At 71.2% G+C, this 20,812-nt stretch carries 19 protein-coding genes, 1 tRNA gene and 1 pseudogene; 5 read left to right on the top strand and 16 right to left on the bottom strand.

The features are described 5' to 3' along the window. Positions 1–30: 30 nt before the first annotated feature. From ABZ621_RS10345 to ABZ621_RS10330, 4 genes are all read right to left on the bottom strand, one after another. Positions 31–1,230 carry a GAF domain-containing SpoIIE family protein phosphatase gene (locus ABZ621_RS10345; RefSeq protein WP_360602699.1) on the bottom strand — a complete coding sequence of 400 codons (1,200 nt, stop codon included), beginning with the start codon at positions 1,228–1,230 and terminating at the stop codon, positions 31–33. A gap of 183 nt (positions 1,231–1,413) precedes the next feature. Continuing rightward, on the bottom strand, positions 1,414–1,680 hold the full coding sequence (locus ABZ621_RS10340) for a hypothetical protein (RefSeq protein ID WP_360602697.1): 267 nt from the start codon (positions 1,678–1,680) through the stop codon (positions 1,414–1,416). 112 nt (positions 1,681–1,792) lie between these two features. Beyond that, complete coding sequence (locus ABZ621_RS10335; protein ID WP_360602695.1) at positions 1,793–2,002, bottom strand: hypothetical protein; 210 nt, start codon at positions 2,000–2,002, stop codon at positions 1,793–1,795. Beyond that, positions 1,990–2,595: a DUF5994 family protein gene (locus ABZ621_RS10330; RefSeq protein ID WP_360602694.1), complete on the bottom strand. Its 606-nt coding sequence runs from the start codon at positions 2,593–2,595 to the stop codon at positions 1,990–1,992. The genes ABZ621_RS10335 and ABZ621_RS10330 overlap by 13 nt, the downstream gene beginning before the upstream one ends. Before the next feature lie 303 nt (positions 2,596–2,898). Between ABZ621_RS10330 and ABZ621_RS10325 the strand changes: the two genes are divergently transcribed. Beyond that, positions 2,899–3,390, top strand: coding sequence for a DUF5994 family protein (locus tag ABZ621_RS10325; RefSeq protein ID WP_360602692.1), 492 nt, complete (start codon positions 2,899–2,901; stop codon positions 3,388–3,390). A gap of 148 nt (positions 3,391–3,538) precedes the next feature. Here the strand turns inward: ABZ621_RS10325 and ABZ621_RS10320 are convergent, their stop codons facing one another. Together ABZ621_RS10320 and ABZ621_RS10315 are read right to left on the bottom strand one after the other, a co-directional pair. Continuing rightward, positions 3,539–3,877 (bottom strand): MerR family transcriptional regulator, encoded by a 339-nt coding sequence (locus ABZ621_RS10320; protein ID WP_033202319.1) that lies wholly within the window; start codon positions 3,875–3,877, stop codon positions 3,539–3,541. A 1,088-nt stretch (positions 3,878–4,965) separates the two neighbouring features. Continuing rightward, positions 4,966–6,477 carry a DEAD/DEAH box helicase gene (locus tag ABZ621_RS10315; RefSeq protein WP_360602690.1) on the bottom strand — a complete coding sequence of 504 codons (1,512 nt, stop codon included), beginning with the start codon at positions 6,475–6,477 and terminating at the stop codon, positions 4,966–4,968. Between the two features lie 204 nt (positions 6,478–6,681). Between ABZ621_RS10315 and ABZ621_RS10310 the strand changes: the two are divergent. Then, positions 6,682–6,747, top strand: a pseudogene (locus ABZ621_RS10310) (cold shock domain protein CspD); the annotation flags it as partial. A 709-nt stretch (positions 6,748–7,456) separates the two neighbouring features. On the opposite strand, the gene ABZ621_RS10305 reads toward ABZ621_RS10310, so the two are convergent. The 6 genes from ABZ621_RS10305 to ABZ621_RS10280 all read right to left on the bottom strand — a co-directional run bounded on the left by ABZ621_RS10305 (position 7,457) and on the right by ABZ621_RS10280 (position 13,739). Then, positions 7,457–10,015 carry an FtsX-like permease family protein gene (locus ABZ621_RS10305; RefSeq protein WP_360602688.1) on the bottom strand — a complete coding sequence of 853 codons (2,559 nt, stop codon included), beginning with the start codon at positions 10,013–10,015 and terminating at the stop codon, positions 7,457–7,459. Between the two features lie 87 nt (positions 10,016–10,102). Continuing rightward, positions 10,103–10,876 carry an ABC transporter ATP-binding protein gene (locus ABZ621_RS10300; RefSeq protein ID WP_360602686.1) on the bottom strand — a complete coding sequence of 258 codons (774 nt, stop codon included), beginning with the start codon at positions 10,874–10,876 and terminating at the stop codon, positions 10,103–10,105. A gap of 196 nt (positions 10,877–11,072) precedes the next feature. Beyond that, positions 11,073–11,306, bottom strand: coding sequence for a hypothetical protein (locus tag ABZ621_RS10295; protein ID WP_360602684.1), 234 nt, complete (start codon positions 11,304–11,306; stop codon positions 11,073–11,075). Between the two features lie 144 nt (positions 11,307–11,450). Then, positions 11,451–12,704 carry a HAMP domain-containing sensor histidine kinase gene (locus ABZ621_RS10290; protein ID WP_360602682.1) on the bottom strand — a complete coding sequence of 418 codons (1,254 nt, stop codon included), beginning with the start codon at positions 12,702–12,704 and terminating at the stop codon, positions 11,451–11,453. Then, entirely contained in the window at positions 12,701–13,429 is a 729-nt protein-coding gene (gene cseB / locus ABZ621_RS10285; protein WP_360602680.1) for a two-component system response regulator CseB, read from the bottom strand. The genes ABZ621_RS10290 and cseB overlap by 4 nt, the downstream gene beginning before the upstream one ends. A 239-nt stretch (positions 13,430–13,668) precedes the next feature. Further along, positions 13,669–13,739: transfer RNA gene (locus tag ABZ621_RS10280), tRNA-Gly, on the bottom strand. 410 nt (positions 13,740–14,149) lie between these two features. On the opposite strand from ABZ621_RS10280, the gene dcd reads away from it, so the two are divergent. Both dcd and ABZ621_RS10270 read left to right on the top strand, forming a co-directional pair. Beyond that, a complete protein-coding gene (gene dcd, locus ABZ621_RS10275) occupies positions 14,150–14,725 on the top strand; it encodes a dCTP deaminase (RefSeq protein WP_360602678.1) in 576 nt (191 codons plus the stop codon). A 14-nt stretch (positions 14,726–14,739) separates the two neighbouring features. Beyond that, on the top strand, positions 14,740–15,237 hold the full coding sequence (locus tag ABZ621_RS10270) for a phosphoribosyltransferase (RefSeq protein WP_360602676.1): 498 nt from the start codon (positions 14,740–14,742) through the stop codon (positions 15,235–15,237). 8 nt (positions 15,238–15,245) lie between these two features. Here ABZ621_RS10270 and ABZ621_RS10265 read toward each other — a convergent pair whose 3' ends face one another. Then, complete coding sequence (locus ABZ621_RS10265; RefSeq protein WP_360602674.1) at positions 15,246–15,881, bottom strand: hypothetical protein; 636 nt, start codon at positions 15,879–15,881, stop codon at positions 15,246–15,248. A gap of 73 nt (positions 15,882–15,954) precedes the next feature. Continuing rightward, on the bottom strand, positions 15,955–16,785 hold the full coding sequence (locus ABZ621_RS10260; RefSeq protein ID WP_360602672.1) for a Yip1 family protein: 831 nt from the start codon (positions 16,783–16,785) through the stop codon (positions 15,955–15,957). Between the two features lie 182 nt (positions 16,786–16,967). Here ABZ621_RS10260 and ABZ621_RS10255 point away from each other — a divergent pair, with 182 nt between their 5' ends. Further along, complete coding sequence (locus ABZ621_RS10255; RefSeq protein WP_360602670.1) at positions 16,968–17,678, top strand: hypothetical protein; 711 nt, start codon at positions 16,968–16,970, stop codon at positions 17,676–17,678. A gap of 80 nt (positions 17,679–17,758) precedes the next feature. On the opposite strand, the gene ABZ621_RS10250 is transcribed toward ABZ621_RS10255, so the two are convergent. After that, a complete protein-coding gene (locus ABZ621_RS10250) occupies positions 17,759–20,017 on the bottom strand; it encodes a heterodisulfide reductase-related iron-sulfur binding cluster (RefSeq protein ID WP_360602668.1) in 2,259 nt (752 codons plus the stop codon). 160 nt (positions 20,018–20,177) lie between these two features. Continuing rightward, complete coding sequence (locus ABZ621_RS10245) at positions 20,178–20,714, bottom strand: sugar transferase (RefSeq protein ID WP_360602666.1); 537 nt, start codon at positions 20,712–20,714, stop codon at positions 20,178–20,180. Positions 20,715–20,812: the final 98 nt, after the last annotated feature.

Below are 20,812 nucleotides of genomic sequence, written 5' to 3'. Positions count from 1 at the left end.
GCGGATCTTCGCCGCCGGCACGGCGGCGGATCAGCCACGCCACTCCACCAGGACGAGAGTGGCGTCGTCCGAGGTGGCTTCGCCGCGCGCCCGCTTCAGCGTGTGGGACAGGTCCCGTGCCACCGCGCGGACTCCTCGGTCCGCCTTCTCCAGCTGGTTCACCCAGTCGATCAGCTGGTCCTCGCCGAACTGATCCTGCCCGCTCTCGTGCTCCTCGATCAGGCCGTCGGTGAAGCAGAGGACGCGGTCCCCGGGTTCGAGCCTCACACTGCTGACCTGCGGCTGTGCTCCTCCGAATCCGACGGGCAGGGTGGTGGGGCTGTCCAGGCGGCCCATGACGCGGTGTTCACGGATCAGCATGGGGGCGGGGTGTCCCGCGTTGACCCACTGGAGACGGCCGGTGGCCGTGTCCAGCCGCAGCATCTGCGCGGTGACGAAGTGGTCGGGGGCGAACTGCTCGGCGATGGCCCGGTCCATGAAGAGGTAGATCTCGGACAGCTCGACGCTGATGCGGCGGGCGTGCCGGTACGCGCCGATGGCGACGGTGGCCATGGTGGCCGCGTCGAGGCCGTGCCCCATGGCGTCGATCATGGCGAGGTGGAGGACATCGCCGTTCAGGGCGTAGTCGAAGCTGTCGCCGGCCACGTCGTACGCGGGCTCCAGGACTCCGGCGACGGCGACGCGCGGCATGGTCATGGTCAGCGGCGGCAGGAGCGACCACTGGATCTCCGCGGCAACGCTCATCGGCTCGTCGCGGCGGGTGCGGAAGAAGAGGTCGGTGTGACCGTTCTTGGTCTGCAGCAGGTCGGCGACCAGCCCCGCGATCCTGCGCAGGAGCCGGCGGTCGTCCTCGTCGACCGCGTCCAGGGTGACGGCCAGGACGCCGGCCCGATCGCCGCCGTCGAGCAGGGGGAGGTGGACGCGTACCCCGTCGGCCCGCGCCAGCTCGACCGGGCGCGACGTGAGGAAACACCTGCCGGCGTCGGAGCCGTCGATGGACAGCGGCTCCCCGCCCGTCAGCCCTTCGGCAGCCAGGGGCACCAGCCAGTCCTGCCCGTAGTCCTGGAGCAGGATCTGCGGGTTCCTGCCCCCCAGTCGGCTCACCGTCTCGGCGACGACCAGCCCGACCCGGTCGGGCGGCAGCTCGTGCGCCCGGTCCAGGACCGTTCCCAGGAGTCCCTCCCCGAAGCTCTCCGAGCGATCGGGTTTCCCGAGCCGTCCGAGGGCCATCCCGTTGCCTCCAACCGAGCGGCGATGACCTCGCCCGGTCCTGCCGTACGGGGCGGATGCCGCGCCCGCGCAGCCACCGGGGACCGGAGCGGCCCGCACCAGCGATGTGGCCTCCAGGATGCTCCTCGGTGGCAGGTCACGCCACACAGGGCCGTACCGCTGCCGCTCATGGAGTGGGCCCGGTCAGGGTTCCTCGGGGTGATGGCCGTTGCCGGTGGGCGGTCTGCTGGTGGCGAGCCAGGTGCGGGCGGGTCCGGCGGCGGTCTCGGTGTCGACGGTGAGGTGGAGCCGTGTGCCGCCGCCCGGCGCGGGGTAGCTGCGCTGTTCCGCCCCGGCGAAGCACCGGCGGATCACTTCGGCGACCGCGCGGGCGGCCTCGGGCGTGGCGGAGACGATACGGATCTCGGCGTAACTCCCCTGCGGCAGGGACTCGTTCTCGGTGGGGTGCAAGACGGCGTGCTCCGTTCGGGACGAAGGCGAGAGGCCGGCGGGTGGGTCGTCCCTGGGGTCGGGTGCCCCACCCGCGGCCTTCGGCCGGAGGAGTGGTCTGGGGTCAGGCAGGTCAGGGCCAGGTGCCCGTAGGCCGACGATCGGCGATCCGTTCGGGCGGCCTGGGGTTGCTGTGACCGGGGGGACGGCTGAGGGAGGGGTAGGGGTCGCCGAAGTGGTGGGCCGCTATGCGTGCGTCGTGCTGGGCGTTCAGCCGGTGGATCAGGCGTGTGCCGAGCGCGATCAGAAACGCGCCGGCCAGGAGCGTGATCACGATCTCCATGTCGTCACCCGCATGTACCCCGGCAGAGGAATCATCCGCGCGCCCACGACGGGGCGCGCCGCCGGGTGAGGCCGGGGCGCCGGGACGGCCCCGCCCTCGCTCTCCCAGGCTTCTTCGCTGCTCCGCGCCTCCCGCATACGGCGGCCGGCCGCGGCCTCGCCGGACATCAGCGCGCCCGCGGTGAGAACGCTGCCGGAGAGCGCGGCAGCGGCCATCAGCCGTGCCGCGGAGGCGGGTTCGGTCTCGGGCGGAATCACGAGCAGGTCGCAGCGGCCGGTCGTGTAGGACAACAGGATGACCTTGTCCGGGTCCTGCTCGGTGAACCAGCCCACGTGCAGGACGTGGCCCGTGACGGCGACCTTGTGCGGGACGACGGGCCAGTGGCGGGGGTTCACCAGGACACGGGTGATGCGGTCCCGGCGTGCTTCGAGGGTGTCGACCAGCGCCGGCAACTCTGCTGCCAGATCGCGTGAACGGGGCCACCAGGCGCCGTCGAGCCGACCGGCGAGCGTGGTCTTCGGAGTGAGCGACAAGCGGGCCGGAAGTCCTGGGGTGAGGGCGCGGTTCGCTTCCCTGTCGAGGACGGTGGTCATGGCGGACCTGCCCCCGGGCTGCCCGTCGGCAGCCCGGTTTTTCGTGTTCCCCGGAAATGACACCTGCGTGGAAGCTGGTGCTCGAAGTACTTCCGGTACCTCCAGCGTACGTCCGATCAGTCCGTTTCCTGCCTGATAGGGGGAACTACTTCCGGTTCGTGCGAACGGGCGTGCGGCGACGGGCGGGCGTACGGGCGCAGGGGTTACCGTGAAAGGACGCCACCGTCACCCCGTCGGCGGCCTGCCGCCCCCTCGGGAGCACCGTGGCGGGCCCGCGGCACCTCACTGACGAGCGGATCCACCATGGCCGACTCCGACATCCCGCCCCCGTTGCTCCTGCCGGACGAGATCCACCAGGCGGTACGCCCCGGCACGGCTCTGCTCCGGCTGGAGACGACGCACTCCCGGCAGGGCGTCCTCGACGGTGCGTGGTGGCCGCGCACGCGCGACGTGGAGCAGGAGGTTCCCGCGCTGGTGTCCGTCCTGACCGAACACCTCGGACCCGTCACCCGGGTCGGCCTGGACGCGACCGCGTGGGACGGGATTCCGACCCGGCTGGTCATCGACGAACGGGTCGTCCACCTCGACTCCTTCCCCGTCGGCGACGACACCGTCCTGATCACCCGCGGCGACAAGGACCACTTCGCGCTGATGGTGGTCCCGCCGGACACGGAACCCGACGCCGCCCGCACGGCCATGGCCCGCGCGGTCCACGCCGACAACATCACCCAGGCCGCCGAGCTCCTCGTCGCCACGCTTCCTCCACCGACGACCGAGGACGGAGAAGAGGCATGACCGAGACGGCGGACATCCGCGAGTGGCGCAGCCAGGCCGTGGTGGACCCCGGCGGCCACAAGATCGGCACACGTCGGACACCCCGGCACCAGAGGAGGTGCCCGCCTCGGTGCGGGGGCCCGCCGAGGTACGGCGAGCGGGCACCGTCTCAGGCCGAGGCCGGCGGGTCGGCCGTTTCGGCGGCGCGGCGGTATTCGGCGTTGATGCGCTGGGCTTCTTCGAGCTGGTCTTCCAGGACGATGATGCGGCAGGCGGCCTCGATGGGGGTGCCCTGGTCGACGAGTTCGCGGGCGCGGGCGGCGATGCGCAGCTGGTAGCGGGAGTAGCGGCGGTGGCCGCCCTCGGAGCGGAGCGGGGTGATGAGGCGCGCTTCGCCGATGGCGCGGAGGAAGCTCTGGCTGGTGCCGAGCATCTCGGCCGCGCGGCCCATGGTGTAGGCGGGGTAGTCGTCGTCGTCGAGTCGGCCGTAGGAGTCGTCTGCTGTCATCTGCACCTCTCTCATGGAACGCGTTGAGGGGCCCTGGCGCCGTACGGCACCAGGGCCCCGAAGGAACTTCTACACCACGTGCCGACCCTGATACTGCGTCGGCCTTCTGTGTCCGCAGACCCGACCTGGCTGCTGTCGGGAGTGCGGGGATCGCGGTTGCTTGACCGGAGACCACCTCGCTATCGATGTCCTGCGGTACCCGGACTCAGGAGCTTCGTCCGGGCGATCCTTATGGTGCTTCGTTCCTCCGTCCTTCCCTCGGTGATCAACTTCCTGCCATCGGGGTACTGCTCACTCTTCACTGCCGGGTACTGCGTACTGCACGCACGGGTACCGCATCTGCCATGACCGCGGTCCCGCTCCTGGCGGCCCCTGATCACTGCGGGCCACCCGGTCCGGCCGTCAGTCCCGTCGCCGTCCTGCAACCAACATGGCTTCGAAACTCCACGGCCGCACCGTCCTGCGTACTGCAACTGAAGGTGCTGCTGCTCGGCAGTTCGTCTCTGCCGAGCCCTTCTGTCTCTCTGGGTACGAGAGAAACCATAGCGACGCCGACACCCAATGTCTACTCTGGCCAATATAGATTTTTGGGCGTCGGGTGGCGAGGTAATCGACCTCGAACAGTGATGGGCGCGGGTACGGCGCGTTCACAGGGGACCGACCGCCCCATGCCGGGGCAGATGCAGCGGACAGGAAGGAACGGGCAGGGCGATCCAGAGACCAGGGGGTCTTCACCGCCACGACGCCGGGGGGACGGGCCGCCCGCCTGTCTGCACTTCCGCATGGCGCGGATCCTTCAGGGCACGGTGGGGAACCCGGAGGCGGGCTGGATGCACCGCGTCTCGATCGCGGACACCGCCCACCGATATGCGAGAGGGCCCGACCGACGTGTGCCGGTCGGGCCCTCTCGGCTGTTCGGGTGCCGGCTCACGTTCGCCCGTGGGTGGCGATCAAGCCGCCGCGGGGGAGCCGAGCAGCGCGGAGGCGTGCCGGATCGGGTCGAGCCCGCGGACGGGCACGGTGGCCCGGGGAAGGATGCGGCGGAAGGGGGTGGTCCCGCTCGCGCAGCCGTAGCCGGTCGGTGTGGCTCAGGCCGCCGCGCCGGCGGCGGAACGCCGTGCGCCGGCGCGCCTCGCTGCCGTGGCGGGACCGCGTCGACCTCGCGAGGTCGCCCTGCGCTTGCGTTGCTCGGCGGGCGGAGCGGTGATTGTCACGGGGATGCCGGACGGGGTCCGCGCGCCGGTGATCCGGGCGAGCGCCTCCTCGCCCGAGCGGACCTGGGTGGTCTGGGGCACGATGCCGGCGGTGGTCATGAGGCGGGTCATGTCGCGGCGCTGGCCGGCGGTGACCAGGGTGACGACGCTGCCGGACTCACCGGCCCGGGCGGTACGGCCGCCGCGGTGGAGGTAGTCCTTGTGGTCGGTCGGCGGGTCGACGTTGACGACGAGGTCGAGGTGGTCGACGTGGATGCCGCGCGCGGCGACGTTCGTCGCGACGAGGACGGTGACGTGCCCGGTCTTGAACTGGGCGAGGGTGCGGGTGCGCTGCGGCTGTGACTTCCCGCCGTGGAGGGCGGCTGCCCGGACACCGCTGTCGAGGAGGTCCTGGGTGAGGCGGTCCACGGCGTGCTTGGTGTCCAGGAACATGATCACCCGACCCTCGCGCGCCGCGATCTCGGTCGTCAGCCGGTGCTTGTCGGCACCGTGCACATGGAGGACGTGGTGCTCCATCGTGCTGACGGCGCCCTGCGAGGGGTCCACGGAGTGGACGACGGGATTGGTGAGGTAGCGGCGGACCAGGAGGTCGACGTTGCGGTCCAGCGTCGCGGAGAACAGCATGCGCTGACCCTCGGGGCGGACCTGGTCGAGCAGCGCGGTGACCTGCGGCATGAAGCCCATGTCGGCCATCTGGTCGGCCTCGTCCAGGACGGTGATCGAGACCCGGTCCAGTCGGCAGTCACCGCGGTCGATGAGGTCCTTGAGGCGACCGGGGGTGGCCACGACGACTTCGATGCCCCCGCGCAGCGCGTTCGCCTGCCGGCGGATCGGCATGCCGCCGACGACGGTGGCCAGGCGCAGCTTCACGGCGCGGGCGTAGGGCGTGAGGGCGTCGGTGACCTGCTGGGCGAGTTCCCGGGTGGGGACGAGGACCAGGGCGAGCGGCTGACGGGGCTCGGCGGCCTGTCCGGCGGTGCGGGCCAGCAGGGCGAGACCGAAGGCGAGGGTCTTGCCGGAGCCGGTCCGGCCGCGGCCGAGGACGTCACGGCCGGCCAGGGAGTTCGGCAGCGTTGCGCCCTGGATCGGGAACGGGACGGACACGCCCTGTGCGGTGAGCGCGGCCAGAAGGCGCTGGTCCAGGGCGAGGTCGGCGAAGGCCTCGACGGCGGGCAGCGCCGGAGTGATCGTCTTCGGTGGTGCGAATTCTCCCTGCACCGCTCCAGGTCGACGGCTGTGACCGTCGGAGCGGCTCGGAGCGCCCGAACGGCTCGGCGCGGACGAAGCGAAGCGGCTGCTCCGGGGCGAACCTGTGGTGGAGCCGTACGCGTGACCGCCGTTGCGGCGGGTGCGGGAGGAACGGTTGTTCGTGCGTGTGGGGTTCATGCAGAACCTTCCTTGATGCAGCGCGTATCGAGGAATTCCGGCAGCGGATGAACGGCATTGGGAATCACAGGCACGGGCCGAATGGAATGCAAAAGCAAGCGGCTTTAACCGGGTCGAATGACTGTCGGCGCGCAAGCGGGCGAGCGAAAGGAATGAGGGCGGCTCAGGTTCGCGTAAAAGGCCTGAGAAATGAGTCCAGCTGGAGCCTCCCAGGGCTTCCGCGAGCTCCAGGAGGGCCAGAAGGTCACCTTCGACATCGAGCAGGGCTAGAAGGGCCCGACGGCCGAGAACATCGTCTCCGCCTGAGGCTGACGCGTCACAGTACGACGGAATCCGTACCGTACGGACGCCGTGTCGCCGCGATGATGCCCTGACCGGAAAGTGACCGGGAATACAAAGCGCTTCCGTTCGGCGCGCGGCCGGCGAGAGACGCTTGAAGTTTTGGGTACCAAAACTGCAACTGAGTTCGACAGTAGCATGTTGCCGCAGGCTGTGTGCGTCTGATATTTCTCCCTGTGCATCGCCGGTAAAAACTCTCTCTGCGATGGTCGTTAAATTCTCAGGCCGCGAGCGCAGGTATTCGTGTACTCCGAGCGCAGCGCCTCGGAAGCGACGCGGTCGACCGCCTGCGGTGGCGGCGGTCGTCACAACGGCCCCAGCGCATGCACTCCGCCGAGGCCGCCCTTCCGGATCGTCGCACGTGAGCGGTCCGGACAACGACGAAGCCCCAGGTCTCCGACCTGGGGCTTCATGAAAGAGCGGATGACGGGAATCGAACCCGCGCCATAAGCTTGGGAATCACCGTCGCTCGGACCACTAACCGCCTCTGAACTGGTATTTCTCTCGCTGATGCGGGTGTGCGGCGGCCTGCTCGACACCGCTGGTGACCGTAGTTCACCGCTCCGGAGGGCACGCCTGGGGCACGCCGGGGGCGGCGCGATCCGGTCTGGCACCGGCTGCCGCGAGCCCGTGCCGGACGTCAGGCGTGCGCGGCCGCCTCCAGAGGGCTCAGGGCGGCTGCCCGGCGGGCCGGGACGGCGGCCGCGAGGACGCCGACCGCGAGCGAGAGCAGGCACACCAGGAGCAGGGTGCCCCAGGGCAGGGCCAAGGTGTACTGGTCGATGGCGCCGTCGGCGAGGGAGCCGACCGCCCAGGCGCCGAACAGGCCGCCCGCCAGGCCGAGGAGGGTGCCGAAACCGGCGACGGTCAGGGCCTCCAGGCGGATCATGCGGCGGACTCCGGCGCGGTCCAGGCCGAGCGCGCGCAGGGCACCGATCTCGCGGGTGCGTTCGGCGACCGACATGGCCAGCGTGTTCACGATGCCGAGGGCGCTGATGACGACGCCGATGCCGAGCATGCCGTACATCACGTTCAGCAGGTCGCCCATGGTGCCGGCGGCCTCGCGGACGAGCTGGTCGCGGTCCTGCACGGTGAGGAGGGGGTTGTTGCCGACGGCGGTGCGCAGCCGCTTCTCCAGTGCGGCCGTCGCCGGGCCGTCGGTGCGCAGGAGTACGCGCTGGACGGAGCCGGGCAGGAAGCTGTCGGCCGCGACCTCGCCGCGGCTGCCGAGTGCGTCGTGGGCGATGGGGTTGTCCTGGTAGACGCCCACGACCTGGTACGAGGTGGGCTTCCCCGCGCGGCCCATCTCGACGCTCAACAGGCCGCCGGTGGTCACTCCGCTCTCCCGGGCGAGGGTGGCGGAGACGGCGATCCGGCCCGGTGCCAGGTCATCGGCGGAGCCGGAGACGAAGTCGAGCTTCATGGTGTCGCGCACGGTGGCGGGGTCGACGCCGGAGATCTGCCGGACGCCGGTGCCGGTGAACAGGGTGGAGTCGGTGATCGGGTGCGCGGCGCGCACGCCGGGGGTGTCGGTCAGCCGTCGTACGGCGGCCGGGTCGATGCCCGTCATGGTGGAGCGGGTGCTGACGACGTAGTCGGCGCCGAGCCCGGCCGTGGCCTGGCGATCGAGGGCCTGGCCGGTGGAGTGTCCGATGACGGCGAGGCCGGTGACGAGGCCGGTGCTGATCAGCAGGGTGGCGGCGGTGGCCGCCGTGCGGCGCGGATCGCGCAGGGCGTTCTCCCAGGCGAGGCGGCCGGTGACGCCGAAGCGCCCGGTCAGCCGCCCCGTCAGCCGGATCACCGGGGCGGCGATCACCGGCGCGAGCACGATCAGGCCGGCGGCGAACAGGCCGCAGCCCGCCATCGCGGCGCGCAGGTTCTCCTCCGAGGCGTCCTTCGCGCCGCCGAGGGAGATCAGCCAGCCGGCGCCGAGTGCGAGGAGGACGAGGCCCACCGCGCCGCGCAGTCGGAACCGCCGTGCCGGAGAAGGCTGTTCGGCCGTGCGCAGCGCCTCCATGGGCGAGGTCCTGGCGGCCAGGCGGGAGGGCAGCCACGCGGCAAGCACGGTGACGCCGACGCCCACGCCGAGCGCCGCCACGACCGAGCGCGGGCCGATCACCAGGGGGCCGCTGGGCAGGGCGCTGTCACCGCCGAGGGCGTGGGGCAGAAAGGCCGCGATGCCGAGCCCGAGCAGGAAGCCGGCCACCGAGGAGGCCAGGCCGACCACCAGGGCCTCCAGGAGGACGGAGCGCGACACCTGACGCCGTGAGGCGCCGATCGCCCGGAGCAGCGCGGTCTCGCGGGTGCGCCGCTTCACCAGCATGGTGAAGGTGTTGACGATGAGGAACGAGCCGATGAAGAGCGAGACCCCGGCGAAGACCATCGGGACCTTCTCGTAGCCGCGGGTCAGGGTGTCGACGAGGATGGCCTGCTGGGCGGCCTGGGCCTGGCCCGTGGTGGCCTCGGCACGGTCCGCGGGCAGCACGGCCGTGACCCGGTCGGCGAGTTCGTACGGGGTGGTGCCGGGCGTGGCGGTCAGGTCGATGCCTGTGTAGTGACCGGGGGTGGCGAACAGCTTCTGCGCGGTCGCCTTGTCGAAGAGGACGAGGGTGCCGCCGGCGGTGACACGGGTGTCGTCCGTGGTCACGATGCCGACGAGGCGCGCGGTCATGACCGGGCCGTCCGTGGCCAGGGTGACCGTGTCGCCGAGCCGGAGACCGCCCGCGGCGGCGGTGCCGCCGTCCACGGCGACCTCGCCGCTGTGCGCGGGGGCGCGGCCCTCGGCCAGCGGATGGCGGCTGTCCTCGCCGCCCTTGTCCGGTACGTACGCGCCGGCCAGGTTCGACCAGGCCCGGCCGGCCCGCAGGGGGCTGCCGTCCGCCGCGTTCAGGGTGGCCGAGCCGTCGGCCGACGGCCGTACGGCGGCGACGCCGGGAACCCGGGCCAGCTGGGCGACGAGCGCGTCGTCGAGCACACCGGCCCGCGGTCCGGAGTCCGTACCGGGTACGGGGGCCTTCTCGGTCACGGTGACGTCGATACCGGCGAAGGTCTTCGACGCGGCGGCGCGGTGGGCTGCGGAGGTGGAGTCCGCGAAGACGAGGGTGCCGCTGACGAACGCGACGCCCAGGCAGACGGCGAGGACGGTCATGGCCAGCCGGGCCCTGTGGGCCAGGAGATTGCGCAGGGTTGTTCTCAGCATGTGTCGTGAAGGCTTTCCGAGGGAGGACGGGGGAGCCGGGGCGGCCCGGTCGGGTCGGTACGGAGAGGGAGGCGGCGCGGGCGCGGCTCAGCCGTCGTGGGAGCGGGCGCCCAGGCTCTTCATCAGGTCGAGGACGCGGTCCGGGGTGGGCCGGGCCATCTCCTCGACGAGGCGCCCGTCGGAGAGGAACACGACGCGGTCGGCGTAACCGGCGGCCACGGGATCGTGGGTGACCATGACCACGGTCTGGCCCAGCTCGCGCACCGAGTCCCGCAGGAAGCCGAGGACTTCGGCCCCGGAGCGCGAGTCGAGGTTGCCGGTGGGCTCGTCGCCGAAGACGATCGCGGGGCGGGAGGCGAGGGCGCGGGCGACGGCGACGCGCTGCTGCTGGCCGCCGGACAGCTCGGCGGGCCGGTGCCCGAGCCGGTCGGCGAGCCCCACCATGGCGACGACCCGGTCCAGCCACGCGCGGTCGGGGCGGCGGCCGGCGATGTCCATCGGCAGGGTGATGTTCTCCAGGGCGGTCAGCGTCGGCAGCAGGTTGAACGCCTGGAAGACGAACCCGATGCGGTCCCGGCGCAGTTGCGTGAGCTGCCGGTCCCCGAGCCGGGCGAGTTCGGTGGTGCCGACGCGTACCGACCCGGACGTGGGCGAGTCGAGTCCGGCGGCGCAGTGCAGCAGGGTGGACTTTCCGCAGCCCGACGGGCCCGTGATCGCGGTGAACTCGCCCTCCCGGAAGGCGACGCTGACCCGGTCCAGGGCGACCACGCGGGTGTCGCCGCTGCCGTAGACCTTCGTCAGGTCGGTGGTGGCGGCCGCGATGCCGGTCGTCGGGTGCGGCGGCAGGAGGTCGGCGGTCATGGGGCTCCTCTTCTCGTACGGAAAGCGCACGTGAAGGGTGTCCGGGGAACGTATCGGGGTCTGGGCCCCCGTGTATCGGTGTCCGCTCGGGCATGCGGCAACCGTGTAGCGGGCCGGATACGGGAAAGGGCCTCCCCGCGGTGTCCGCGCGTCGGGGGCGCGGGCGGCGGCGGGGAGGCCCTGAAGGGGCGCGCCTCTACCGGCGCTCGCCCAGCGGGACGACCCTGCGGGCGAGCGCGCCGACGGCCAGGAGCGTCCCGCCGAGGAACAGCCCGATCACGCCGAGCACTCCGGCCGGCTGTCCCGTCTCGCCCGCCGCGGTGTTCGCGGTGAGTCCGCCGATGACGAGCAGCAGGGACAGGACGGCGGTGAGGGCGCCGGCGGCCAGGGCGCTGCGGGACAGGGCGGTGGTGCGGAAGGAAGGGTTCACGGTGGCCTCCTCGAAGCGGGTCCCGAGCTGGATCCGGTACGGGACGTGGTGTCCTTCGAAGGGTGACGGAGGAACGTATCGGCCCGTGGGCCGCCGTGTATCAGTGGCCGCTCCACCACGTACCGACCACCGACGGCCGTTCCGTCACGCGGGCAGCCGCAGGGTGGCGACGGCCCCGCCGTCCGGTGCGTTGGCCAGCAGCAGTTCGGCGCCGAGGACCCGGGCCTGGCCGAGGGCGATGGTGAGCCCCAGGCCGTGGCCCGAGCCGCGTTCCCGGGCACCGGTGTGGAAGCGGCGCGGGCCGTGGAGCAGCAGGTCGTCCGGGAAGCCGGGTCCGTGGTCACGGACGACGACCGTCGGTCCGTCGACGGTGACCCGGACCGGGCCGGCTCCGTGGCGGTGGGCGTTGACGACGAGGTTGGCGACGATCCGTTCCAGGCGGCGCGGGTCGGTCTCCACCGTCCGCGCGCTGCCGTCGTCGGTGATCTCCGCGTCGAGACCGGTACGGGAGACGGCTTCGGCGACCACGGAGCCGAGCGGCACCCGGACGCGGACCGCCTCCTCGGCGCCCGCGTCCAGGCGGGAGATCTCAAGGAGGTCCTCGACGAGGTCGCGCAGGTCGCGCACCCTCGCCCGCAGCAGGTCCTCGGTCTCGCCGGGCGGCAGGAGGTCGACGGCGGCGAGCAGTCCTCCGACGGGGGTGCGCAGCTCGTGGGCCACGTCCGCGGTGAACCGGCGCTCGGTGCGCAGCCGCAGCGCGAGGCTGTCGGCCATCCGGTCGACGGTCGCGGCGATGTCCGAGACCTCGTCACGGCCCTTCGTGGGCCCCGTGCGGGCGTCCAGGTCTCCGGCGGAGATCCGTGCGGCGGTCTCGGCGACCCGGCTCAGTCTCCGGGACAGGAGCCCCGCGCCGTAGACGGCCAGGGGTACGGCGCCCGCGAGCGCGACGACGGAGGCGACCGCCATGGCCGCGTCGAGGCGAGACAGGTTGGCACGGTCGGCGCCCAGGTTGATCTGGACGGCGAGGACCGGGCTGCCCGGACCGCCGGTCCGCTGGGCCGCCCAGACACTCGGCCCGACGTTGCCCTCGACGCGCCCGTCGTACACGTGGTGCCGTGTGCCGTCGGCCGGGTCCCGCAGCGCGGCGGGCAGGCCGGCGGGGTCGAGCGCGGCGCCGTCGGTGAGGACGCCGGTGCGGCGGTAGACGTCCATGGCGGGGTACAGGGTGTTCAGCGCCCGTGCCTCGCCCCGGCTGCGGATGTCCTGGGCGGTCCACAGGTGCACCAGGACACCGACCGCCGCCACGACGAGGAGGGCCGTGGCCGCGGCGAGCGCGGCGATCTTCCGGCGCAGTGGGGTGCGGCCCGCCCAGGGCCCGCGGAGGGGACGCACGGTCACCGCCGGAACTTGTATCCGAAGCCCCGGACCGTCTCGATCCGGTCGCGGCCCACCTTCCGGCGCAGCCGCTGCACGCACAGGTCGACGACGCGGCTGTCCCCGTCCCAGCCGTACTCCCACACGTTCCGCAGGAGCGTGTGCCGCTCCAGCACGATGCCGGGGTGGGCGGCGAACTCCAGCAGGAGCTTGAGCTCCGTCGGGGTCAGCGCCACCGGCTCGCCGGAGAGGAAGACCTCCATGCCGGCGGTGTCGATCCGCAGGTCCCCGAACTCCAGCACGTCTCCCGCGGCCGGACGGCCTCCGGCCCGATCGGGTCCCGCCACGGGCACGGGCGCGTACGTGGCACGCCGCAGCAACGAGCGCATCCGGGCCACCAGGACGTACGTCTCCACCGGTTTGACGACGTAGTCGTCCGCCCCGGCCTCAAGCCCGGCGACCACGTCAAGACCGTCGCCGCGCGCGGACATCATCAGGACCGGCACCAGGCTGGTCTCCCGGACCCTGCGGCACAGCCCGATCCCGTCGAGGCCGGGCAGCATCACGTCGAGGATCAGCAGGTCGAAGTCGTGCTCACGGAAGGCTTCGAGCCCGGCGAGGCCGTCGGCGACGGCCCGCACGTCGTAGCCGTAACGCTCCAGGGCGACGGCGAACGCCCGGCGCATCAGGTCGTCGTCCTCGACGAGGAGCACGCGCGCGGTGGACGCGGGGGAGTCGGGCGAGGACAAGAGGACGGCTCCTGTTCGGAAGGCGACGTGCGGGTGCCCAGGTTCAGGTTCCCGACGTGCGGGCGACCACGCCGCCATCGGAACGATACGACGGACAGCGGACAGCCCACCGTGCCTGCGGCTCGTCCTTCCGGGATCGATACGCCCCCGAGCGTCACCCGATACGCCCCGGATGCAAAGCCCCGGGAGGTCTGGACAACGACGAAGCCCCAGGTCTCTGACCTGGGGCTTCGTAGAAGAGCGGATGACGGGAATCGAACCCGCGCTATAAGCTTGGGAAGCTCATGTTCTACCATTAAACTACATCCGCATTGCGGCCAAATGAGCCGGTCGCATCGTTGCACACTGTACCCCATGCGCCACGGGCGGCGTAGTTCGTGTCGCCCCTGTGGGTCGGAGTGCCGCGTGGAGCGTGTCCTGTTGATCCCTTAATGTGGCTGTCTCGTCCAGCATGTGTGTAGGGGAAGGGACTTGATGGGTTCCGTGGAGCGCACCGTCGTCCGCTGTGCCGAAGGGCACGTGTTCAGTACCGCATCGTTTCCGCTTCAGCAGCTCGGGGCCGGGCGGATCGGACCCGGGCGGCTCATCCGGTGCCCGCGGTGTGCGCGGTTGAGGCATGCGGTGCCGGTGGAGGTTCAGCAGCGCTGAGCTGGGTGAACCGAGTGGGCGCGGAACCGATCCCGATTGGGGAGGTCCGCGCCCTCTGCGTATCGTGGGGGCGTGCTTCTCTCAGACAAGGACATCCGGGCCGAGATCGCTGCCGGGCGGGTGCGCATCGACCCGTACGACGAATCCATGGTGCAGCCGTCCAGCATCGACGTGCGTCTCGACCGCTTCTTCCGGGTGTTCGAGAACCACCGCTACCCGCACATCGACCCCGCGATCGAGCAGCTCGATCTGACGCGGGAGGTGGAGCCGGAGGGCGACGAGGCGTTCATCCTGCACCCGGGCGAGTTCGTGCTCGCCTCGACCTACGAGGTCATCACCCTGCCGGACGACATCGCGTCGCGCCTGGAGGGGAAGAGTTCCCTCGGGCGGCTCGGGCTCGTCACGCACTCCACCGCCGGGTTCATCGACCCGGGGTTCTCGGGGCACGTGACGCTGGAGCTGTCGAACCTCGCGACGCTTCCCATCAAGCTGTGGCCGGGGATGAAGATCGGGCAGCTGTGCATGTTCCGGCTGAGCTCGCCCGCCGAGTTCCCGTACGGCAGCGAGCGGTACGGCTCCCGGTACCAGGGCCAGCGGGGGCCGACGGCGTCCCGCTCGTACATGAACTTCCATCGGACCCAGGTGTGAGGCGGGAGCCGGACATGAGTGAAGTGCGCGAGAACCTGACGTACGAGGGCTTCGGGACGGCGATCCGCGAGCTCGCCCAGACCATCGCCGACGACGGGTACGAGCCCGACATCGTCCTGTCCATCGCGCGGGGCGGCGTCTTCGTCGCCGGCGGGCTCGCCTACGCGCTGGACTGCAAGAACATCCACCTCGTGAACGTGGAGTTCTACACCGGCGTCGGGACGACGCTGGAGATGCCGGTCATGCTGGCGCCCGTCCCGGACGCGATCGACTTCTCCGACAAGAAGGTCCTGATCACCGACGACGTCGCCGACACCGGCAAGACGCTGAAGCTGGTCCACGACTTCTGCATCGACCACGTCGCCGAGGTCCGTTCCGCCGTCATCTACGAGAAGTCCCACTCCCTCGTGAAGTGCGAGTACGTCTGGAAGAAGACGGACGAGTGGATCAACTTCCCGTGGTCCGTCGAGCCCCCCGTCGTCAAGCGCGAGGGCCAGGTCCTCGACGCCTGAGCCGGCGTTCAGTGCTCCTCTTCGACGTGGGCGCGCACGGCTCCGAGGATCGCCCGCAGTACCGGGGGCGACGCCCAGGGGGCCGTCGCGGCCGCTCCGCCGAGGAGGAGCGCTTCCTGTAGCTCCGCGCCCAGCGCGGCCAGCGCGGTCCGGCAGCCGTGCGGGTGCTCGGAGGCGACTGCCGCCCGCACCCCCTCGTCGAAGTCCTCGTACTCGCCCGATTCCATCCACCACCAGAGCCGGTGGATCCTGCCGAACTTCAGCTCGGCCTCCCAGGGGGCCATCGGAAGCCGTTCGTAGTCCGCGGTCGGCCGCCGGTCCTGGAGGCGGAGCGCCGCCGACAGCCGCCGGAGGAGGGCGGGGGCCGGGGTGTCCCCGGCCGCCTCGGCGAGCAGGGCGGCGAATCCGGCCGACAGGGTCGCCGGGTCCACCCGCTCCACCTCCTTCGAGATCAGGTCGAGCAGGGCGGCGACGGCGGGGAGCGGCATGGCCCAGTCGGCCTGCGGGCTCTCCCTGACGGTCCGGCAGAACCGCGTGATCTCGTCCTCCAGCGTCCTCGACGGGTCGCGCCGGCAGGTGGCGGCCAGCTCCAGGAGCCGGGCGGCCGCGCCGTCGTGGAAGACGGCTCCGCTGTAGGTCGTCACGGCGGGCATCGTAGGCGGACGAAGGCCCCCACCGGGATCCTGGTGGGGGCCTTCGCGTGCGTGCGTGTGCGGGCTACAGCGTGCCCAGCTTGATCAGGCTCAGGAGGGCGACCAGCTGGATGGCGGAGGCGCCCAGCGCCTTGGGCCAGGGGAGGTCGTGGGAGCGGCTGATCATGAGGGTGAAGAGGGCGCCGGCGGCGAGCCAGGTGGCCCAGCCGATGACCTGCACCAGGCCGTTCTCGCCGCCCAGGAAGAGGGCGAAGAGGAGGCGGGGGGCGTCCGTCAGGGACATGATCAGCATGGAGAGGCCGACCGTGGGCTGCCAGGCGCCGTCGCCGCCGAGCTGGCGGGCGAGGGTGTGGGTGACCGCGCCGAGGATCAGGCCGGCGAGGACGAAGCCGACGCCCGTCATCAGGACGTACGGGATCGTGCTGGAGATCGTCGCGTTCAGCACCTCCTCGCGGGCCTGGTCGAAGCCGAAGATCGCCAGCAGGCCGTAGAGGAAGGTGACGATCAGTGCCGGGCCCCAGACCGCGTGGTCGCGCATCCGGAGGAAGGTGTCCGCCGGGCGCAGCACGATGCCGCTCAGGAGGGCCTTCCAGGGCAGGCGGGGGCCGACGGGGACGGGCGGGGCCTGGTAGGCGCCCGCCTGGCCGTACGGGTCGTCGACGCTGAACATCTGGGTGTGGCCAGGGTTGTTCGCCGTCGCCGCGTGGTGCTGCGCGTGCGGGTCGCCGAAGTACTCCGGCTCTCCGTACGGCTGCTGCTGCTGTGGCTGTTGCTGCCACTGCTGCTGCGGGTACCCCTGCGGGGGCGCGTTGTACCCGTACGGCGCCTGCTGCGGTCGATGCTGTTGCTGCGGGGGGCGGTTGTCCCGGCCGCGTCCGTTCCTGAATCCAGCCACGTCAATGAACGTACCCGTTTCCGCGGCGGCCCCGCTCCTTCGGTGCTGAGCTGTGACATCCCCTAGGGGGTCGCAGGGTCGCCGGACGGCCGTGCGGCCGCTGTTACAAAACGGATGTATCGTCTCAATGCGGGGTCCGTAGCTTCGGTGGGGTCAGCAGCGAAACCCCTCTGGAGTTCTCCATGCTTCTCAACCGCCGTACCCGTGTCCTGCGCACCGCCGCCGTCGCCGCCGGCACCTCCGTCGCCCTCCTCCTCCCGGCGGCCGCCGCCTTCGCCGACGACGCCTCCGGGGACCCGGGGGCCGCCGTACAGGACCAGGTCTCCGGCTGGCCGCTGGCCGACGGGTCCACCGCCCAGGTGCGGCAGACCGGCGAGGGCGCGTACCGCGCCGACATCGTGGGGCGGGACGGCGTGCTGATCGGCAGCCTGACCAGTACGGGGGGACAGCCCGCGTACGGGGAGAACAACGGGCTCCACATCGTGCTCCAGCCGGACGGCACCGTCAGCTCCTGGCTGGAGGACGTCCCCGCGCCCGTACCCACCCCGAAGCCGCAGCCGAAGCCCGCGCCGCAGCCGAAGCCCGCGCCCAAGCCCGCTCCCCGGGCTCTTCCCCAGGTCAAGCTCGCGGACGGGACCGTCGCCACCTTCGCCAAGCACACCAAGAACGGGCCCCGCGTCCAGGTGTCGCTCACCAACGGCAAGCGCGTCGCCACCGTCGACCCGAAGCACCTCACCGCCCAGCACCGCGGCTGGACCTACAAGCTCGCCGTGCAGCCCGGCAAGCACCCGTACCGCTTCGTCGTCGTCGACACCCCGAAGCAGGGCGGCAACAGCTGGGTCTACGACCTGAACGGCAAGCTCGTCGCGAAGTACCACGCCCAGAAGCGGTGACGGCGGGAAGGAAGCGGGTGTGAGAAAGGGCCGCCCCACCAGGTGGGGCGGCCCTTTCTCATGGCCTTGCTCTCATGGTCTTACGCGACCGGCTCCGGCTCCTCCGCCGGGGCCTCCGGCTCGGGGTCGACCGGGGTCTTCACCGAGTCGAGCAGCAGCTGGGCCACGTCGACGACCTGGAGGCTCTCCTTGGCCTTGCCGTCGTTCTTCTTGCCGTTCACGGAGTCCGTGAGCATGACGAGGCAGAACGGGCAGGCGGTGGAGACGATGTCCGGGTTGAGGGACAGGGCCTCGTCGACGCGCTCGGTGTTGATGCGCTTGCCGATCCGCTCCTCCATCCACATCCGCGCGCCACCGGCGCCGCAGCAGAAGCCGCGCTCCTTGTGGCGGTGCATCTCCTGCTGGCGGAGGCCCGGGACGGCCGACATGATCTCGCGCGGCGGCGTGTAGACCTTGTTGTGGCGGCCCAGGTAGCACGGGTCGTGGTAGGTGATGAGGCCGTCGACCGGGGTCACCGGGATCAGCTTGCCCTCGTCGATGAGGTGCTGGAGCAGCTGGGTGTGGTGGATGACCTCGTACTCGCCGCCGAGCTGCGGGTACTCGTTGGCGATGGTGTTGAAGCAGTGCGGGCAGGTCGAGACGATCTTCTTCGCCGACTTCGGCTTCTTCGTCGACGCGTCCTCGTCGTCCTCGCCGAACGCCATGTTCAGCATCGCGACGTTCTCCTGGCCGAGCTGCTGGAAGAGCGGCTCGTTGCCCAGACGGCGCGGGGAGTCACCCGTGCACTTCTCGTCGCCGCCCATGATCGCGAACTTGACGCCCGCGATGTGGAGCAGCTCGGCGAAGGCCTTCGTCGTCTTCTTGGCGCGGTCCTCCAGGGCACCGGCGCAGCCGACCCAGTAGAGGTAGTCGACCTCGGACAGGTCCTCGATGTCCTTGCCGACGATCGGGACCTCGAAGTCGACCTCCTTGGTCCACTCGACGCGCTGCTTCTTGGCGAGACCCCAGGGGTTGCCCTTCTTCTCCAGGTTCTTCAGCATCGTGCCGGCCTCCGACGGGAAGGCGGACTCGATCATGACCTGGTAGCGGCGCATGTCGACGATGTGGTCGATGTGCTCGATGTCGACCGGGCACTGCTCGACGCAGGCGCCGCAGGTGGTGCAGGACCACAGGACGTCGGGGTCGATGACGCCGTTCTCCTCGGCGGTGCCGATGAGCGGGCGCTCGGCCTCGGCCAGGGCCGCGGCGGGGACGTCCTTCAGCTGCTCCTCGGAGGCCTTCTCGTTGCCCTCCATGTCCTTGCCGCCGCCGGCGAGCAGGTACGGCGCCTTGGCGTGGGCGTGGTCCCGGAGGGACATGATGAGGAGCTTGGGGGAGAGCGGCTTGCCGGTGTTCCAGGCGGGGCACTGCGACTGGCAGCGGCCGCACTCGGTGCAGGTGGAGAAGTCGAGCAGGCCCTTCCAGGAGAACTGCTCGACCTGGGAGACGCCGTAGACGTCGTCCTCGCCCGGGTCCTCGAAGTCGATCGGCTTGCCGCCGGTCGTCATCGGCTGGAGCGCGCCGAGCGCGGTCCCGCCGGTGGCGTTGCGCTTGAACCAGATGTTCGGGAAGCCGAGGAAGCGGTGCCAGGCCACGCCCATGTTGGTGTTCAGCGAGACCACGATCATCCAGATGAACGAGGTGCTGATCTTCACCATGGCGGTGAAGTAGATGAGCGTCTGGAGCGTGGAGAGCGACAGGCCCTTGAAGGCCAGGACGAGCGGGTACGAGGCGAAGTACGCGGCCTCGTAGTGCTCGACGTGGTGGATCGCGCCCTCCAGGCCGCGCAGCACGTAGATCGCGAGGCCGATGGTGAGGATCACGTACTCGACGAAGTACGCCTGGCCGGCCTTGGAGCCGGCGAAGCGGGACTTGCGGCCGGCGCGGCTCGGCAGGCTGAGCAGGCGGATGACGATCAGGGCGGCGATGCCCAGGATCGTCATGACGCCGATGAACTCGATGTAGAGCTCGAACGGCAGGAAGCCGCCGATGACCGGCAGGGTCCAGTCGGCCTGGAAGAGCTGGCCGAAGGCCTGCGCGAGGGTCGGCGGCAGGGTCAGGAAGCCGACCGCGACGAACCAGTGCGCGAAGCCGACGATGCCCCAGCGGTTCATCCGGGTGTGGCCCAGGAACTCCCGGACCAGGGTGACGCTGCGCTGGTAGGGGTTGTCCGTACGGGTGCCGGCCGGGACCGGCTGGCCGAGCTTGAAGTAGCGGACGAACTGGCCGATGGCGCGAGCGAGCAGGGCAACGCCGACCACGGTCAGCGTCAGCGACACGATGATCGCGGCGAGTTGCATGACGGGCTCCTCGGGCGGGCCTGGGGCGCGGCGGGGGCGGCCTGTGCTCGCCTCGCCCTCACTCGCCCTGAGCCTACTAAGCGGTAACTTAATTAGTCCGTGCTGAGATTACCGGTTCCCGGCGCCGCGCTGTAGCGGCCCTCGCGGTGATCTGTGTCGCTCAGGCAAGCCTTGCCGCGCGGGCGGAGGCGCGACGGAGGCGACGTCGGCGGACTGCTGGAAGCGTACGCGCCAGAACGGCCAGATCCATGCCGAGCCAGTGGTGGTCCACATAGTGGAGGTCGAGCAGCTCGCGCTCCTCCCAGGGCAGGTCGGAGCGGTCGCTGATCTGCCACGGACCCGTGAGCCCGGGACGGACGGAGAGCCGGCGCCGCGCCTCGCCGGTGCACTCAGGGTGGCCGGGGGTGAGCGGGCACGGCCCGACGAGCGACATCTCGCCCCGGACGACGTGCAGCAGCAGCGGCAGCGCGGCCAGCGGGCCGCGGGTGCGCAGGGTCAGCATCGTGAAGGGCCGGCCGCGCAGCCCCGCCCTCGTGCGGCGGCGCAGGACGGGCCCCTCCCGGGCGAGCGAGAGCGAGAGCGCGGCGGCGCCGAAGAGGGGGGAGAGCAGGACGAGCAGGGCCGTGCCGCCGAAGAGGTCGAAGGCCCGCTTGAGGTCGAAGGTGCGGTGCCTGTGCTGCGTACGGTTCGCCGTCATGCCCCGGACCCCTCCGGCTGAGATGATGGGATGTTCGTGGAATATGCCCGCTTTGCCCGACAAGGGGCACCGGGACTCTGCCACTTCTCGCGCCGCGC

The organism is Streptomyces sp. NPDC007863 (genome assembly GCF_040633895.1).
Taxonomy (GTDB): domain Bacteria; phylum Actinomycetota; class Actinomycetes; order Streptomycetales; family Streptomycetaceae; genus Streptomyces.
This window is presented reverse-complemented; position numbering and strand designations above follow the sequence as displayed.